Origin of the sequence: Halovivax ruber XH-70 (assembly GCF_000328525.1) — an archaeon.
GTDB classification, from domain to species: Archaea; Halobacteriota; Halobacteria; order Halobacteriales; family Natrialbaceae; genus Halovivax; species Halovivax ruber.
Genome location: NC_019964.1, coordinates 2,767,894 through 2,784,557, shown reverse-complemented (window position 1 = coordinate 2,784,557; position 16,664 = coordinate 2,767,894). Strand labels below are relative to the sequence as shown.

The 16,664-nt window shown below is 65.3% G+C and carries 19 protein-coding genes; 11 read left to right on the top strand and 8 right to left on the bottom strand.

Annotation, left to right across the window (positions count from 1 at the left end):
• The first annotated feature begins 112 nt into the window (after positions 1–112).
• The 3 genes from pspAB (at position 113) to HALRU_RS13400 (ending at position 2,562) form a co-directional block, all read left to right on the top strand.
• A complete protein-coding gene (gene pspAB / locus HALRU_RS13410; protein WP_015301928.1) occupies positions 113–745 on the top strand; it encodes a PspA-associated protein PspAB in 633 nt (210 codons plus the stop codon).
• Between the two features lie 205 nt (positions 746–950).
• On the top strand, positions 951–1,985 hold the full coding sequence (gene radA, locus HALRU_RS13405; protein WP_015301927.1) for a DNA repair and recombination protein RadA: 1,035 nt from the start codon (positions 951–953) through the stop codon (positions 1,983–1,985).
• 181 nt (positions 1,986–2,166) lie between these two features.
• On the top strand, positions 2,167–2,562 hold the full coding sequence (locus tag HALRU_RS13400; RefSeq protein WP_015301926.1) for a hypothetical protein: 396 nt from the start codon (positions 2,167–2,169) through the stop codon (positions 2,560–2,562).
• A gap of 118 nt (positions 2,563–2,680) precedes the next feature.
• On the opposite strand, the gene sufU is transcribed toward HALRU_RS13400, so the two are convergent.
• Positions 2,681–3,121 carry a Fe-S cluster assembly sulfur transfer protein SufU gene (gene sufU, locus HALRU_RS13395; protein WP_015301925.1) on the bottom strand — a complete coding sequence of 147 codons (441 nt, stop codon included), beginning with the start codon at positions 3,119–3,121 and terminating at the stop codon, positions 2,681–2,683.
• 184 nt (positions 3,122–3,305) lie between these two features.
• On the opposite strand from sufU, the gene HALRU_RS13390 reads away from it, so the two are divergent.
• Positions 3,306–4,598 (top strand): hypothetical protein, encoded by a 1,293-nt coding sequence (locus HALRU_RS13390; protein WP_015301924.1) that lies wholly within the window; start codon positions 3,306–3,308, stop codon positions 4,596–4,598.
• Positions 4,599–4,724: 126 nt separating this feature from the next.
• Here the strand turns inward: HALRU_RS13390 and HALRU_RS13385 are convergent, their stop codons facing one another.
• Positions 4,725–5,123 (bottom strand): FxLYD domain-containing protein, encoded by a 399-nt coding sequence (locus HALRU_RS13385; RefSeq protein WP_015301923.1) that lies wholly within the window; start codon positions 5,121–5,123, stop codon positions 4,725–4,727.
• A gap of 665 nt (positions 5,124–5,788) precedes the next feature.
• Between HALRU_RS13385 and HALRU_RS13380 the strand changes: the two genes are divergently transcribed.
• Positions 5,789–6,061 (top strand): hypothetical protein, encoded by a 273-nt coding sequence (locus HALRU_RS13380; protein WP_148680537.1) that lies wholly within the window; start codon positions 5,789–5,791, stop codon positions 6,059–6,061.
• Between the two features lie 388 nt (positions 6,062–6,449).
• Here HALRU_RS13380 and HALRU_RS13375 read toward each other — a convergent pair whose 3' ends face one another.
• Both HALRU_RS13375 and HALRU_RS13370 read right to left on the bottom strand, forming a co-directional pair.
• Positions 6,450–7,697: an aminotransferase class V-fold PLP-dependent enzyme gene (locus HALRU_RS13375; protein ID WP_015301922.1), complete on the bottom strand. Its 1,248-nt coding sequence runs from the start codon at positions 7,695–7,697 to the stop codon at positions 6,450–6,452.
• 127 nt (positions 7,698–7,824) lie between these two features.
• The gene (locus HALRU_RS13370) at positions 7,825–8,682 is read right to left on the bottom strand and encodes a hypothetical protein (protein WP_015301921.1); all 858 of its coding nucleotides are present in this window, start codon (positions 8,680–8,682) and stop codon (positions 7,825–7,827) included.
• 283 nt (positions 8,683–8,965) lie between these two features.
• Between HALRU_RS13370 and HALRU_RS13365 the strand changes: the two genes are divergently transcribed.
• From HALRU_RS13365 to hisE, 4 genes are all read left to right on the top strand, one after another.
• Positions 8,966–9,127: a preprotein translocase subunit Sec61beta gene (locus tag HALRU_RS13365; RefSeq protein WP_015301920.1), complete on the top strand. Its 162-nt coding sequence runs from the start codon at positions 8,966–8,968 to the stop codon at positions 9,125–9,127.
• 147 nt (positions 9,128–9,274) lie between these two features.
• On the top strand, positions 9,275–9,880 hold the full coding sequence (gene pdxT, locus HALRU_RS13360) for a pyridoxal 5'-phosphate synthase glutaminase subunit PdxT (protein ID WP_015301919.1): 606 nt from the start codon (positions 9,275–9,277) through the stop codon (positions 9,878–9,880).
• A gap of 165 nt (positions 9,881–10,045) precedes the next feature.
• Positions 10,046–10,513 (top strand): bifunctional nuclease family protein, encoded by a 468-nt coding sequence (locus tag HALRU_RS13355; RefSeq protein WP_015301918.1) that lies wholly within the window; start codon positions 10,046–10,048, stop codon positions 10,511–10,513.
• A gap of 40 nt (positions 10,514–10,553) precedes the next feature.
• Positions 10,554–10,895 carry a phosphoribosyl-ATP diphosphatase gene (gene hisE, locus HALRU_RS13350; RefSeq protein ID WP_015301917.1) on the top strand — a complete coding sequence of 114 codons (342 nt, stop codon included), beginning with the start codon at positions 10,554–10,556 and terminating at the stop codon, positions 10,893–10,895.
• Between the two features lie 120 nt (positions 10,896–11,015).
• Here hisE and HALRU_RS13345 read toward each other — a convergent pair whose 3' ends face one another.
• Entirely contained in the window at positions 11,016–11,936 is a 921-nt protein-coding gene (locus HALRU_RS13345; protein WP_015301916.1) for an NAD-dependent epimerase/dehydratase family protein, read from the bottom strand.
• Positions 11,937–12,095: 159 nt separating this feature from the next.
• Between HALRU_RS13345 and HALRU_RS13340 the strand changes: the two genes are divergently transcribed.
• Complete coding sequence (locus HALRU_RS13340; RefSeq protein WP_015301915.1) at positions 12,096–13,511, top strand: aryl-sulfate sulfotransferase; 1,416 nt, start codon at positions 12,096–12,098, stop codon at positions 13,509–13,511.
• Between the two features lie 80 nt (positions 13,512–13,591).
• Here the strand turns inward: HALRU_RS13340 and HALRU_RS13335 are convergent, their stop codons facing one another.
• Positions 13,592–14,128, bottom strand: a complete 537-nt coding sequence (locus HALRU_RS13335) for a DedA family protein (RefSeq protein ID WP_015301914.1) — start codon at positions 14,126–14,128, stop codon at positions 13,592–13,594.
• Between the two features lie 169 nt (positions 14,129–14,297).
• On the opposite strand from HALRU_RS13335, the gene HALRU_RS13330 reads away from it, so the two are divergent.
• Positions 14,298–14,759, top strand: coding sequence for a metal-dependent hydrolase (locus HALRU_RS13330; protein WP_015301913.1), 462 nt, complete (start codon positions 14,298–14,300; stop codon positions 14,757–14,759).
• Positions 14,760–14,834: 75 nt separating this feature from the next.
• Here the strand turns inward: HALRU_RS13330 and HALRU_RS13325 are convergent, their stop codons facing one another.
• Together HALRU_RS13325 and HALRU_RS13320 are read right to left on the bottom strand one after the other, a co-directional pair.
• The gene (locus HALRU_RS13325; RefSeq protein WP_015301912.1) at positions 14,835–15,311 is read right to left on the bottom strand and encodes a metal-dependent hydrolase; all 477 of its coding nucleotides are present in this window, start codon (positions 15,309–15,311) and stop codon (positions 14,835–14,837) included.
• Positions 15,312–15,503: 192 nt separating this feature from the next.
• A complete protein-coding gene (locus HALRU_RS13320) occupies positions 15,504–16,523 on the bottom strand; it encodes a lysylphosphatidylglycerol synthase transmembrane domain-containing protein (RefSeq protein ID WP_015301911.1) in 1,020 nt (339 codons plus the stop codon).
• Positions 16,524–16,664: the final 141 nt, after the last annotated feature.

The window sequence follows — 16,664 nt, the reverse complement described above, 5'->3', positions numbered from 1 at the left end:
TACGTCTGTCTGAGTCGGCCCCTTTGTTGCGTGAGCGGGCTGGCCGGTGGGAGCGACGGGACGGGTGGACAGATCCGCGTACCCTTTTGGATGTCCATCCCCCAGTTGGCGTATGGGAGTACTCGACGGTTTGCGAGCGGCACTGGGGCTTCGCGCCGAAGCGGACGCCCGTCGCGAGGCCGACCCGGAGGACCTCTTCGGCATGAGCACCGCTTACATGACGATGCAGGCCGATCTGGGATACGAGTCGGTTGGCGAAGCGGCGCTGTGTTTCTCTGGGGTCGACGCGAGCAGTTTCCACGAGACCGTCGACGACGTCGAGGCGATCCTCGAAGCCGGCCAGGAAGAGACCGGCACCGAGTTCACCGTCACGGCCGATGGCCACGGCTACGAGTGGGTAGTTCTCGCCGACGACGACCCCGAAGATCTGGTGACGAGCATGCACTTCGCCGCGGACACCTTCGTCGAACAGGGCTACGGCTCACGCCTGCTCGCCGCCGTCTTCGGCTACGAGGTCAACGAGGCGCGGGCCGGCGACAGTACCTCGTCGCAGCGGGCCTACTGGATCTACTCCTTCCGACGTGGCTCGTTCTACCCCTTCGCGCCCGCGGGCGACCGTGACCGTGCCCACAGCGTCGAGTTCAAACTCGAATCCGTCCTCGACGGCGAACTCGACGTGGAGGACGACAAGGAGTACTGGTACCCGCTCTGGCCGAGCGAGAACGGGATCCATCCCTGGGAGTGACCCTCGCCGGTGCGCTCGGTGTCGCAACTCTCAGCTCAACCTAGCGATCCGCGCCTCTCCACGAACCCTTCCTCCCAGCTCTCCCTCTCTGGAGCGGTCTCGTCCCTCGCTGTCGGCTGTGTCTCCAGCACCCCGCCTCCGGGCACTTTCACTTTCACCCTCCTGTTAACGAGGGTTTATACCCCATCCGGCGCAAGCGAGATGTATGGCAACAGACGTAGACCTCGAAACGCTACCGGGCGTCGGCCCGGCCACGGCGGATAAGCTCTCAGATGCAGGTTTCGACTCCTTCCAGAGTTTGGCGGTCGCCTCCCCGTCGGAACTGTCGAACACGGCGGACGTCGGCGAGTCGACGGCCGCAGACATCGTCTCGGCCGCCCGTGATGCGGCCGACGTCGGTGGCTTCGAGACCGGCTCCACCGTCCTCGAACGGCGCAACAAGATCGGCAAACTCTCCTGGCACATCGACGAGGTCGACGACCTCCTCGGCGGCGGGATCGAGACCCAGTCGATCACCGAAGTCTACGGCGAGTTCGGTGCCGGGAAGTCCCAGGTCACCCACCAGATGGCTGTCAACGTCCAGCTCCCCAAGGAAGTTGGTGGCCTCCACGGCTCGTGCATCTTCGTCGACTCCGAGGACACCTTCCGCCCGGAGCGAATCGATGACATGGTTCGGGGCCTCCCCGAAGAGGCCATCGAGGCGGCCCTCGAGGACCGCGAGATCGAGGGTTCGGCCGACGACGAAGCGGCGATCGAGGAACTCGTCGATGCCGTCCTCGAGAAGATCCACGTCGCGAAGGCCTTCAACTCCAACCACCAGATGCTGCTGGCCGAGAAGGCGAAGGAACTCGCCAGCGAACACGAAGACTCCGACTACCCCGTCCGACTCCTCTGTGTCGACTCGTTGACCGCTCACTTCCGCGCCGAGTACGTCGGCCGTGGCGAACTCGCCGGCCGCCAGCAGAAACTCAACAAGCACCTCCACGACATCGACAAGGTCGGCAACCTCTACAACTGCGCCGTCATCGTCACGAACCAGGTCGCCTCGAACCCCGACTCGTTCTTCGGCGACCCGACCCAGCCAATCGGTGGCAACATCCTCGGCCACAAGTCTACCTTCCGCATGTACCTCCGCAAGTCCAAAGGCACCAAGCGGATCGTCCGCCTCGTCGACGCACCCAACCTCGCCGACGGCGAAGCCGTCATGCGCGTCGAGGACGAAGGTCTCGTTCCGGAATAGAACCGAACTTTTTCTGCGTCGGGTTCGCGCTCCGCGCGAACCACTCCTTGAAAAACTTCGATGAAAAAGGCCGCGAGCGCCACGGCGCTCGCGGGTGCGAACCTACGTCTCCCGCACCGCTCGGCACAGCAGTCTAGCTGCAAGCCACAAACCTACCCGCCGATCCACCCTCAGACGCCACATGCTCGGGACCGCGACCGGCTTCGTGCTCGGGGCGCTCATCGGCTCGATCACGACCGCAGTCGGGTCCGGAATTCTGTACTGGAAGCGCGAGCGCGATCGAACCGACCGCCTTCGTGGAGCGTTGGCCGCTGAATTACGCTCGTACGATTATCTGGACGAGATGATCAGTGATGGACAGTACGAAGCGGTTACGGAACGCGTCGAACCGCCGACCGTCTACGCCTCGATCGGGGGCAACCTCGGTCGGCTCTCCGACGACGAGGTCACCGCGCTTGTCACCTTCTACGCTGATTGCCGGTGGCTCGACGGTCTGGAAGATCCCGAAGACAAGAAGGCAGAAATCGAACTTGTTGTCGAGCACAGACAGGCGGCGCTCACTGCGGTAGAACGCTAGCATCCGCGCGAACGGAGTGAGCGCGGTTCACCGGCGGCTCCGCCGCCGGCCTTTTTCATCGAAGTTTTTGCGGTGAGTGGTTCGCCGAAGGCGAACCCGAACCGGAAAAAGTTCGTTGTTAGTCGTCGCCGTCGCCGTCTTCGATCGTCGTCTTCTCGTCGTCCGCGTCGCCGCGGTAGATCTCCGCGCCGTCCTGGGCGACCTTCTCGGCTAAGACCGCACACTTGATGCGCATCGGTGAGATGTCGACGCCGAGCATGTCGGTGACGTCGTCGCGTTCCATCGCGAGGAGTTCGTCGACGGTTTTCCCCTGGAGCGTGCTCGTGAGCATGCTTGCCGAGGCCTGGCTGATCGCACAGCCGTCGCCGCTGAACGCGACCTGTTCGATCGTGGCCCCGTCGTCGGATTCGTCGAGGACGACGTCCATTCGGATCTCGTCGCCACACATCGGGTTCTCGCCGACGTGACTGAACGTTGGATCCTCGAGTTCCCCGTAGTTACGGGGGTTCTTGTAGTGATCGAGGATCTGCTGTCGGTACATATCCGAGCCAGTTCCCATTTGATAGCCGTTCGGCCGGTCCGGCAAAAAGGATTGCGCCGTCGGCGACCGTCGCCGTCGGTGGCGTTTGACTCCGTTACGCTGGCGGGGATCGATCCCGGCGGCGGGGGTGAGTTATCTGCTGGCGACTACAGGTCAGTCGGCCAGAATTCTTACCGTCGAGGACACTCAGGGTTGGGTACTGATGAATACGCGCGGCGTGCTGGTCGGCCTCTTCTTGCTCGGCCTCCTCACCAGTGGCGTCGTGGCGACGACCAACGTCGTCGACGTCGACGGGGACGCAACGCCGATCGTCGCGGAACTCGACCAGGGGACTGACCCGTTCTCCGCGGACACGGACGGCGACGGGCTGGACGACGGCGAGGAGGTCGACGAGTACGGGACTGACCCGCTCGTTGCCGATACGGATGGTGACGGACTGGCCGACGGGGTGGAGGTGACCACGCACGGAACGGATCCGCTCGTCGCCGACACGGACCGTGATGGGCTTACTGACGGTGCGGAGGTCGACGAATACGGGACGGCGCCGACGGATTCCGATTCGGACGACGACGGCCTCCGTGATGGGGCGGAGGTGACCACGCACGGGACGGACCCGCTCGCCGCCGACACGGACGGTGACGGCCTCGACGACGGCGAGGAGGTCGACGAGTACGGCACGGACCCGCTCGCTGTCGACACCGACGACGATGGCCTCACGGACGAAGCCGAGATCGACGAGTACGGGACCGACCCGACCGTCGCCGATACGGACGACGACGGGCTGGAGGACGGGGCGGAGGTCGAGCACGGGACGGATCCCCAGCGCCGGGATACCGATGGCGACGGCCTCTGGGATGGCATGGAGGTCCACGCCTCCGATCGACTCCCCGACGCCGATCCGCTCCGGTACGACGTCTACGTCGAGGTCGACGAGATGAGCGGGCAGTCACTCGGCTGGCTCGAAGCCGGGCGCGTGACGAACGAGTTCGCCGATGCGCCGATCGAGAACCCGGACGGGTCGACGGGCGTCGACCTCCACTTCGTGCGGAGCGACGACTCGATCCCCCACGCGTCGTCGACCAGCTTCGAGGACGACCTCCCGTCGATCAAGTCGACGTACTTCGACAACGAGGGCTACGGCTACCACTACCTCCTGATCGCCGACTCGATCGACTCGGACCAGGGTGGCTACGGCACCGTCGTCCTCGGGCTGGCCCGATCCGGCACTATGCTCGTCGCCGACGACTCGCGGAGTGACGCCACTGGCTCGACCGTCATGCACGAACTCGGCCACTCGCTCGGCCTGACGAACCGTGACTTCGGCGGCGTCGACAGCGAAACGTACTCCTTCGCCGAGTACCCGAGCGTCATGAACTACAACGCGCCGCTCGATCACTACGGCTTCTCCGACGGCTCGAACGGCCCGCTGGACCACGACGACTGGGCGACGATCGAACGGGACTGGTACACGCCGGGGACGTATCTATTGGAGTGAGTGCGAGTCGCTCTCGGTGTCTGCCTGCACCAGTCGTCCGCCGTCTACGAGGTGTCTCACTAGTTGCGCTTTCTCAGAATCAACAGGATCGACGTGCCAATCGCGCGGCCGGTACTCCCGATTCGCTCAGAAGTCGGTGACGTCCCACTCGATTTCGTAGTCGTCGACGCGGCTAGGATCGTCACTCAGGAACATCGCGTCGAATTCCCAGGTTCGACCATCGGCAAGTTCGTTCGTGTTGTCGAGACTCTCCTCGAACTGGGTCCCATCTTCGTCGAGGAAGTAGACACTCACTTCGACGTAACTGAGCGTATCCCCGGAGACATTTTCGAGTTGGCCGGTAACGCCTGCGTCGTAGGCGCCGTTGTTGTACCACTCGTGATCGATGAACTGGACTGGGCCGTCACCGTCTCCTGACCCGCCATCGTCGCCCGACTGTCGGTCGCTGGACTCGCTCTCAGTACACCCGGCGAGTGTCGCTGGGATCGATGCTCCTGCCAAAGCCAGGAAGGTTCGACGTTTCATACCATCTGGGTTGAGAGTAAGCTACGATGAAGGTTCTGGCCGGGAAACCATTTTATCGCTCTCGTTCCGTGAGGATTTGTGAGTATCTCTTCAAGGAACTGTCTAAAACGGTAGTAGATGCGGCCGTACTCGGCCATATTTTGCCGATTTTCACCTCCAAAGGATCCTTCTGAAGTTGTCGAGATCGACCTCGACGCCAGGGGTACTTCTGTCTGGGGTGACCCCTAGGGGCTGAGGACGCTGTCTGTCACGATGTCGTTGTGTGCATCTCGCCGATTTCATGAAACCAACTGATCTACCTTCTTTATCCTCTTTCTCTCTAATAATCTCGTCCCAGTCTTACCCCGTCGTAGACAGCGTCGCCGTCTCAATTTAGATGCTTAATTACATGGTTACTAGTTAGATATAAGTAACAATAACCCATACTGATGGCTGGAAGCCGAACAGTCTCCACTCGCCTGGGGGACGGGCACGAAAACGTCCCGGGTGTCCAAAGCACCCGAGACTGTGGCTTCCAGCCGCATAGGCCGAAGCCATGATTGCGTACCCACCCGCGAGATATAAACCTCTCGCACGACCGTCGAATCGCCCGTTTTCACCAGCCTCGCGTCTGTGTTCGGTGTCACTCCACGCATCGGTGGTGGGGGTCACGCGGGGTGGGTGGCGTGACTGATCGAACGCCGAGTCGCGACGCTGGTAATCGTGGCGACGGTGAGGCACCGCCTCACGACGACCGTGGTCGCGACGATCGTGAGGACCGGCCTCGCGACGGCCGGGAGGGCGACGCGGGAGCTTCGAGCCTGTCGCGGTGTCCGCAGTGTGGCACGCCAGTCGTGTCGTTCACGATCCGCGGGCCGATGGACGCGCGGGCCGCCCCGTGTGGCTGTCCGCTCGCCGTGGAAGACGTCAACGAGCTCTCTGGCTCGTCGTCTTCGTAGCCGCCGCTCGATCCAATTTCTCTCCGCTCGTCGGGCCGCAGCGTGTCCTCGCACTCGTTCGTCGAACGTCGTACACGGGGACCGACGTGACGCCGTCGCTCGAACGACATCGATCGGGAGGCCGGATAGGCGGCTGGACTCGATCGGGGGTGACGCCCGAATTCCGACGATGTAGTGGAATGCCGCCTCGACACTCGATACGACCGCCTCCCTAATAATATTTGTGCTATATAATAAGATATTGAATTATACAGGACCGGGGCCGGTGGCGAACAGCGGATCCGCCCGCTCGTGATTTGGGTCGGTTGGCACTCGCCAGGATGTGCGGTGACTGGATATACTCGCCACTGGCTCACGGCCGACAACCGGCAGAAGCACACGAACCCGCTCAGGCGAACAGCGACTGGGCGTCTTCGATCGCCTCGACGAGCGGCTCGATCTCGTCGACGGTGTTGTAGACGTAGAACGAGGCACGGGCCGTCGCCGCGACGCCGAGGGTGTCGTGCAGCGGCTGGGTGCAGTGGTCGCCCGCGCGGATAGCGACGGCGTGGTCGTTACAGATCGACGCCAGGTCGTGGGCGTGGACGTTCTCCAGTGTGAAGCTCACGAGGCCAGCCCGATCCGGCCCGGGTTCGGGGCCGTAGATGGTCAGCCCGTCGATGTCGGAGAGGGCGTCGTAGGCCGCTTCGGCGAGGTGCTCCTCGTGGGCCTGGACACGCTCCATCCCGATCTCCTCCAGGTAGTCGACCGCGGCGTGGAGCCCGACGGCCTCGGCGATCGGCGGCGTGCCGGGTTCGAACTTCCAGGGGACCTCACCCCAGGTCGAGTCGTCGTAGGTGACCTTCCGGATCATGCCGCCGCCGTAGAGGTAGGGGTCGAGTTCCGCGAGGAGTGCCTCCTTCCCGTAGAGACAGCCGATCCCCGTCGGGCCGGCCATCTTGTGCCCGGAGAAGGCGTAGAAGTCGGCGTCGATGGCCTCGACGTCGACGGGGCGGGTCGGCACCGCCTGTGCGCCGTCGATGAATGTCAGCGCGTCGTGCTCGTGGGCGAGGTCGACCAGCTCGTTCACGGGGTTGACCGTTCCCAGCGTGTTCGAGACGTGGACCGCCGAGAGCATCGCGGTGTCGTCCGTGATGCACTCGCGGGCGTGGTCCATGTCGAGGCGGCCGTCCTCGGTGACCTCGATGTACTTCACGTCGGCGCCGGTGCGCATCGCGACCTGCTGCCAGGTGACCAGCGAGGCGTGGTGTTCCATCTGCGTGAGGACGACCTCGTCGCCGGGGCCCAGTTCGCGAAGCCCCCACGCGTGGGCGATCAGATTCTCGCTCTCGGTGGTGTTCTTCGTGAAAACGAGCTCCTTCCGGCCGCCGCTGGCGCCGACGAACTCGGCGACGCGGTCGTGGGCCTCCTCGTAGGCGGCCGACGCCTGCTGGCTCAGGTGGTGGATGCCGCGGTGGACGTTTGCGTTCGTCTCCCGGTAGTAGTCGGACATGGCGTCGACGACCGGATCTGGGGTCTGGGCCGTTGCCGCGCTATCGAGGTAGACGAGCGGCGTGCCGTCGACCGACTGGTCCAAGATCGGGTACTCGGCCCGGATCGCTTCGACGTCGAGCGGCTCGACGCGCTGGTGACTCATTACTCGCAGGTTGGGGCTGCAGGGAAAACACTCCTTCGGTCGCGGCGCGATTCGACGGCGTCGATGACGGTGACCAACCGTCCTCGCGTGGCCTCGCTGGTCCCTTCTATGCCGGCGTGTGGTTAACTCACGCCGAGACTTCGAGGAGTCGGGCCCCGCAGTCGTCACAGGTGACGGCGTAGACTTCGTAGGATCGACAGCACGATTCGACGGTCTCCTCGTCGATCGAAATCTGCCCGTCGCAGGCCGGACAGGTCTCGAGGAACGCTCTGAGGCCACCGACGATCTGCCCGCGTTCGTGCAGCGGTCGGTCAGCCCAGGTTGGGAGTTGCTCGTTCAGGAGCCGAGCGCCGGCCAGATCGGCCACAAGCGCGGCTTCCGACTCCCAGTGGGCGACGGCGCCGCCCTCCGTCCCGACGGCGACGATGCGGTCTTCGGACGGGTCGTCGTCCAGCGTGATCGTCTCGGGGTCGCGTTCGACGAAGGCGGCGACCTGTTCGACCCGGTCACCCTGGCGCACGTCGACGACGTGGCTCCGCCAGCGTTCGCGCAGGCCGTCGGCGAGACAGAGGTCTTCTTCGTCTTCACAGGGGACGGTGACGCCACCGTCGACGAGGATGCGTTCGGGGTCGAACTTCCCGCTCCCTTCGTCGCCCTGCGTCTGCCCGTCGTTCTGGGACGCCAGTGCGGGTTCCTTGTCGAACCACGCCAGGACGCGATCCGGGAAGTACCGCTTGGTGAACGTTGGTGTGCCCGGGACGAGATAGCCACGGACGTAGATGGCCAGCAGCGACACGACGAGGACCACGCTGGCCGCGAGTGCGCCCGTCGCCGCCCTGCCGACGATTCCCACGACGCCGCCGACGGCGATGGCAAACGCGAGGGCCAGGACGACGTTTACGATCGTACAGGGAATGCAGCGATTCGCACCGGTGTACTCGGGCTGACGAACGCGATCGACCAGCCTGACGAGGGCCGTGCTCATACCCGGATGCACACGGGTAACCGTCAAAAACACACCGGTTTATTACCAATGCTATTTTATATCTACTGCTAAATTTATGCCGACTATGGCGTATTACAGACACCTTCTGTCGGCGCGACTCCATCGCCGGGCCGGCTCAGACCGACTGCCCCAGGCTCACACCTGCTAGCGCGTTCGACGCGCTCGCTCCGCGTTTAGTCCCACTTTGGGGTGATACTGGAGCCGCTCAATCGGTTCACGATCGGTCGAAAGGTTTAGTTTCGCCGACCGCTGAACGGGGGACATGGACAAAGGACAGAACACGGGCGGGCTGATGTCCAGTGCCGGACTGGTCCGGTACTTCGACTCGGAGGACGACAAGGCCATCCGTATCGACCCGAAGACCATCATCGTGTTCGGGCTCCTGCTCGGCGTCGTCATTCAGGTGCTGTCGTTCATTTCCTGATCGGCGAACGGAATCGAGAGACGCCTTCTGTGGATCTGTAGCACCTGCAGCGTGTTCGGCTCCCACCTGCAGTGTCCACTCCGATTGCCTGTGCGGTCGATCGCTCGCTGACGCGGCGTTTTTATCCACCCCATCCGAAGTCCAGCCATGTCACTGACCGCTGGCGTCGTCGCCGTACAGGGCGACGTCGAGGAGCACGTGCGGGCCATCGAACGGGTGTGCGATCGCCGTGGTCGGTCCGTGTCGGTCCACGAGGTGCGCGAACCGGGGGTAATCCCCGAGTGTGACGTGCTCGCGCTCCCTGGCGGCGAGTCGACGACTATCTCGCGGACGCTCCACCGGGCGGGGATCGCCCCCGAAATCCGGGAACACGTCGCGTCCGGGCGGCCACTCTTCGCGACGTGTGCGGGCCTGATCGTCGTCTCGGCCGATGCCGGGGACGACCGCATCGACGAACTCGACCTCCTCGACGTGACAGTCGAACGCAACGCCTTCGGCCGCCAGCGCGACAGTTTCGAGGCCAGGCTCGATGTCGCCGGACTCGACGAGCCGTTTCCGGCCGTCTTCATCCGCGCCCCGGCGATCGACACCGTCGGTGACGCCACGATCCTCGCGACCGTCGATGACCGCCCCGTCGCGGTCAGGCAGGGACCGATCCTGGCGACCGCGTTCCACCCGGAACTGACGCCCGACGATCGGTTGCACGAACTCGCATTCTTCGAGCCCGAGCCGGCCGCCAGCTCGCCCGAGTGACCCCGCGGGGCCGCGGCAACTGGAGCCGGCCGACCGATCGCCCGAGTGGTATCGCGGGGGCCGTGCCCGCTCGAGCCGGTCCGTGGCGCTCGTCGCTATCCGAGTGACCTCGCGTCGCTCACCGGTGTCGCAGGGGTTTTTCCCGGTCGGTCCCGTCGCATCCGTATGGACGCGAGTATCGACGGTGTTCGCCTCGCCGGGACGCCATCGGGACCGGTTCCGGTGGTCGTCCTCGGCGTGGCGGGCGAGACCGAGGTGCTCCCTATCTTCGTGGGGGCCGAGGAGGCGACCAGCATCGCTCGCGGGCTCGAGGCGACGGACATCGGGCGCCCGCTCACGCACGATCTCTTGCTCGACGTGATGGAGGAACTGGGCGGTCGCGTCGAACGCGTCGTCGTGAGCGATCTCGAGGAACGCGGCGAGGACGGCGGCACGTTCATCGCCGATCTCCACCTGACCACGCCGCGCGAGAGCGTCGTGATCGACGCCCGCCCCAGCGACTCGCTCGCGCTCGCCGCGCGGACGAACGTGCCGATCGAAATCTCGGAGTCGGTGTTCGAACGGAGCAGCGAGGATCCAGCGCAGTACGACGAACTCACGGACATCCGTGAGCTCGGGGGTGAGGCGGCGTGAGTGTCGCCACCGGCGGGCGCACAGTGGAGGGTGCGTTGCCATGAGTGACGACGCCCCGGTATCGACGGATGGGACGGAGCCGGATGCGTCGGAACCGGATCCGCAGGTCCTCGCGGACCTCTTCGCCGTCATCGAGGATCGGAAAGCGACCCGACCGGAGGGGTCGTACACGGCGTCGCTGTTCGACCACGAAAAGGGCGAGAACGCCGTCCTCGAGAAGATCGGCGAGGAATCGACGGAGGTCGTCCTCGCCGCGAAGGACGACGACTCGGACGAACTGGCCGCCGAATCCGCCGACCTCGTCTATCACTTGCTCGTCTTGCTCTCGATGAAGGAGATGGACCTCACGGACTTGCTTTCGGCCCTCGAATCGCGGCGGTAGGGACGAAGGACGTTCAGGGATCACACGCGCCGGTCGACGCCTCGTGTCGCATGGCCACGGACGCCGACCGGTCACGGTTCTCGAAACCCGCTCCGTTCACGAACGCTCACTCGTTCAGCCTCACTCGTTCAGATAAGGTTCGCAGACGCGCTCGACGCCGTCTTCGAAGTCGATCGCGGGTTCCCAGCCGGTCTCCGCCCGGAACTTCGAGCTGTCGGCGCAGGTGTGAAAGACGTAATTGTCGATCGGGACCGGCTCGTACTCGGGGTCGACGTCGGTGCCGAGCACCTCGTTGATCATGTCTACCATCTCGTTGAACGAGTAGGCCTCGCCTGTCCCGAGGTTGTACACGCCGTCCGCCTCGTGATCGGCGGCGAGTTCGAGTCCGTCGACGATATCCGAGACGTGGGTGAAGTCCCGCGTCTGACTGCCGTCGGCCCAGAGAACCGGGGCGCGTCCGTTCGCGATCTCGTCCGTAAACTGCGAGACCGTGTTGGCGTACTCACCTTTGTGTTCCTCGGCACCACCGTAGCCCTGATAGACCGAGAAGAAGCGCATCCCGGCGAGCGTGACGTCGTCGTGGAAGTTGCTGTAGTACTCGGCGTAGCGTTCGCGTCCGAGCATCGAGGCGTCGTAGCCCGTCGCGGCCTCGATGTCTAGATCTTCGGGCGACGGGTCGCGTCGGGAGCCGTAGATCGATGATGTCGAGGCGTAGACGAACGTGTCACAGCCGTCGTCGAGTGCCTGTTCGACGACGTTGACGAACCCTTCGACGTTGACCCGGGCGCCCTGGCGCGGTTCGTCCTCTAACATCTGGCGACTCGAGCGGGCAGCGAGGTGGAAGACGACGTCCACGTCGGTCGGCAGGTCGTCTTCCAGGACGTCTCGCTCGACGTATTCGACGCCGTCGTCGAGATTGTCCGCAGTTCCCAGATAGCCGTTGTCGAGCGCGACGACCTCGTTGTCCGCCGCGAGCGTATTCGCGAGGTTCGACCCGATGAATCCCGCGCCGCCGGTGACGAGAATGCGAGCGTCCTGCATACCGTCTCCTTCGACTGTGGGTCTTTTACACGTTACGAGGCGAACACTCATCAGGGCGGTCGTTGGACGCCACCGATATGAGGCGCGACGCAACGACACTGGGGCGCCCCGTCCTCGATGGTGGGTGCGTCACGCCGTGGACTCGACGGGTGATGCGACGTGGATGATCGATGGCCCCTGGCCGACTGGAGTGACCACTCCGGCTTCTCACTCCGTCCGCTCGTCACGCGGAACCGGTTGCGACTCCTGTTCGCGCTCGTCCTCCTCGTCGCAGCCGCGTCCCTCGTCGTCGCGTCGGCCGGGAACCTCTCGACGGCGACGCAGACGGACGTCCCCCGCGCGCCGCCGACGGAGAATCACACGGTCGTCACCGAATCCGGTCGTGCCGGGACGATCACGGTCTACGAACCGAACGGCGACGTGCTGTACTACGACAACGAGCGGACCAAGTACTTCGACGCCGACCCGGTCCCGGGCGATCCGATGACCATCGAGTACACGGCGTCGGACACCATCCACACCGCGGGTCCGACCTGCCGGGACCCTCCCTGCACCCGGAACGTCTTCGAACGCGTGGATCTCGAGACCGGCGCGGTCGAGACGATCTACGAGCGCTACGACTACAAGGAGAACGCCGGCGAGTGGCACGATGCGGCCCGCATCAACGACACCCACGTCGCGATCGCCGACATCGTCGCCGACCAGGTGTTCGTGGTGAACACCGAGACGGAACTGGTCGAGTGGCTCTGGGACGCCCAGGCCGACTTCCCCCTAGACGGGGGCGGTCCGTACCCGGGCGACTGGGCGCACATCAACGACGTCGAGTACGTCGACGCGCCTGGCGATCCGAACGATGGGCGACTCGTCGTGAGCCTGCGCAATCAGGATCAGGTCGTCTTCATCGACCCGGAGGAGGGTCTCGTCGACGACTGGACGCTCGGCGCGGAGGACGACTACGCCCTCCAGTACGAGCAGCACAACCCGGATTACATTCCCGAATCGCGCGGCGGGCCGGCGCTCGTCGTCGCCGACTCCGAGAACGGTCGTGTCCAGGAGTTCCAGCGCGAAGACGGCGAGTGGGTCCGCTCCTGGGAGTGGGCGGACCGGGTGATCCAGTGGCCCAGAGACGCCGACCGACTCCCGAACGGGAACACCCTCGTCGCCGACTCGCACGGCCAGCGGGTGATCGAGGTGAACCCGTCGGGCGAGATCGTCTGGGAGGTCCCCTCGACACTCCCCTACGAGGCCGAACGCCTGGAAACCGGGCCGGAGAGCGCGGGCGGGCAGAGCGCGGCGGCGCTCGGGCTGGATTCACGGACGGCGGAGTCCTCGACGGATAGCGATCACGTCCTCTCCAGGCCGGCACGGATGGCCGAAGACGTCGTCGAGTGGCTCCTGCCTCATCGGGTCTACAACGGGCTGCTCTTCGCGACGCCGGCCTGGATGGGCGGGGCCGAGTTCGCGGTCGTGGCGGTTGCCCTGCTCGTCGCGGTGGGCTGGATCGGCGCGGAGGTCAAGTGGAAACTTCACGACGCAGGCGTGCGGTTCCGTTCGCCAATCTACCGACGAGAGTGAAAGTGAGCGCGCCGGTTCTGCGGAGTCAGGAGGGAGTGAGCGCTCCGGTCCTGGTGATCCATCTCTGACAGTCCGGTACCTCACACGAGCAGGTAGCCGCCGAGCAGGTAGAGGCCGGCGAGCACGGACTGGAACGTGAGCGACCCGAGCGCCGAGAGGGTGACGAAGGTTCGCCAGTCGATCCGGGACAGCCCGGCCGGGACGGTCAGCAGGCCGCGCACGAACAGGAGCGTGTTACTCACCGGAATCGCGAGCCGTCCCCACCGATCGAACCACCCGTCGAAGCGCTCGAGGCGGGATTCGGTGAGCGGGACCCACCGCTTTCGCAGGACGTACTCGCGGCCCGCGCGACGGGCGACGACGAAGAGCGTCGTCTGTCCGATCGTCGTCCCGACGACCGCGATCGCGACGATCGTCACCGCGTCGTGGATCGTCGACCCGATCAGCGCGAGTGCGGCCGGCACGACGAGTTCCGAGGGCATGAACCGGAGTAACATCGCCCCCTCCATGACGCAGAGACAGAAGAGCACGACCAGCGCCCCGTCGGACGTGAGAATCGACTCCAGCCACTGGGGCGTCCGGTCGGCTGCGAGGACGATCGTGGTGGGCGTCGCCATCGACACAGTTCACACCACCATCGAACGTAAGCGTTGGTCGGTAACCGGTGCCTGTCGGACGCCATCGTGTGATTGCTACCGTCCGTCGATCGACACGCCTACGAGCGGAGCTCTGTGCAGCCGGTCGTCTCCCGAACGTTGTTAGGCGCTGCGTTCCAACTGGTCACGTATGGATCCGGCGCGGGCGGTCTTCCTCGCCATCGTGTTCGCGACCCACGCGTTCGTCGGCTACACGCTGGTTCGAGCGTTCACGACGGCCGACCCCCGACTTGGTTTACTGTTCGGCGTCCTCCCGGATGCGGACTTTCTGTTTCCGGCCGCGCTCGAGTGGCCGTTCGTCCATCGCGGGATCAGTCACTCCCCGTTCGCCTGGCTGGCGTTCGTCGCGGCTGCACTCGCCGTTCGCGATCGGACAGCCGGACTCGCGGTCGGGCTCGCGTACGGCTCGCACCTGCTCGTCGACTCGCTCTCGCCGGCGGGCATCCAGTGGCTGTTTCCGCTGCGCACGGACTGGAGCCCCGGACTCTCGATCCACAGTCCGATCGCCACGGTGGTACTCTGGGCCGGTTGTCTCGGCCTGCTGGTCGTTCGAACCGACGTGCTCGACCAGCTCGTCGAGCGGCTGCCCTGATGCGACACTTTTGGCGGAGAAATGATCGCTGCAGTTGCACAGCGCTTGCTTCACCGGCTCGCCGATCGACTTCCGTCACCCCCCAGCGTACGTGACGACGAGCGCGCCGGCGAACGCGCCCGATCCGGCGAGCAGGAACGCCCGATTGACTCGCGGATTCTTCGAGGCGAACCACTCGAGCGTGACGTGGGCGCGCCAGAGCGGCGCGAACGGGCTGATCCCCATCGGCGTCACCACGTCGCCGGCGAGGTGTGCGAGGATGCCCGTGAATCCGACGAGGAAGCCGAACTCGAACGCCACTGGGACGCTCGGAGCGACGAGTGCCGTCCCGACACCGGCGGCCAGCCCGACGAGGGCGGCGAACCAGACGGTGTGGGTCGGGCCGCGGTGGGCGACGAACGGGAGCGGATCGTCGAAGTCGGGGAGGGTTGCGACGCCGATGGCGACGACGGCGCCGACGAGCGCGAGCCAGCGCGAGTACTGGCTGGCGACCACGGGAAGGACTGGCGCGTACAGCAGGGCGTTCAACCCGGCGTGCCCGTCGCGATACACGCAGGAGGTGGGATATGAGCACGCATTACGCTGTTGCCTGAACGACGCAGTGTCGTCAGACCGACGTGGTTGCGTCTGACCGACGTGGTGCCGTCTGACCGATATGGTACCGTCTTTCCGACGTGGCGGTGTTTGAACGATCTGGTCGCCGAATCGTCGATGTGAGCCGTCTCGGCCGGCGTTGTCGAGTCCTCAACTGAGTGAGCGGACGCCGAACGCCGAGACCGAAATCCCGCCGACGACGATGGGCATCCAGTAGACGGCGCCCCGGAAGATGAGCACGGCGGCGGTCACGGTCGAGGCCGCGATGCCGGTCGTCGGGACGAGCAGGGCGACGAAGGCGAGGTCGATCCCGCCGAGGCCGCCGGGGAGGGGCGCCGCGCCGGCGACGTTGGCGAGCGGGATGACGAACAGCGCGACGTAGGCCGGGATGCTGTGGCCGAGGGCGGCGAACGCGACGACGAGCGCGGCCGTCTGGAAGAGCCAGCCGGTGAGCGAGAGGCCGACGACGGCGCCGAGGCGCCAGCGACTCGTCGCGATGCGTTCGATATTCTCGAAGAAGTGATCGAGTCGATCGTTCAGTTCCGCCTCGAAGGCCTCGGCGTCGACGCGCGAGCGGCCGAGTCGGCCGGCGATCGACGAGAGGACGGCGGGGAGTCGCTCGCCGATCCGTTCCCGGTAGCGCCAGACGACGCCGATGACGAGGATAACGCCACCGATGAGCACCACTGCGGAGGTGACCGCCGTCTCGAGGCGCTGGCCGATGGCGGCGGTCGTCGCGTAGTAGCTGATGCCGACGAAGATGAGCGAGATCGACGGCACGACGTTCAGGACGTCGACGCTCGCAATGCCGACGAGTCCGGTCTCGTAGCGCGACTCGGTGATCTTCGAGATGATCAGCGCGGCGACGGGTTCACCGCCGGCCTGGCCGAACGGCGTCACGTTGTTGGCGAAGACGGCGCCGGCGTAGACGAACAGCGCGGTCACGACCGGGATTCGGACGTCTAACACGCCGAGAACCGTCCGGAGCATCAGGCCCCAGGCGGCGAGCCAGCACAGCGCGAGCCCGAACGTCAGGGCGACGTAGGCCGGCCTGGCGGTACGGAGGGCGTCGACGACGCGGCCGGTGCCGACGACGAACAGCAAAATCGTGATGAGCGCAATCGCCCCGAGCCCCGCGAGGAGAAACGTCGCTCGGGTCCGACCGTTCATACGCCTACTCGTTCGTTCCCCGACTTGAAGCGTCCGATTATCGTCGCCGTAGAGCGGGACGACGAGTGCGTCGCGAGCGTCGATCGTCACCGAACGCCGGCGGGGTCCAAGCGCCGGAATGTGCCGAACACCGACAGGTTC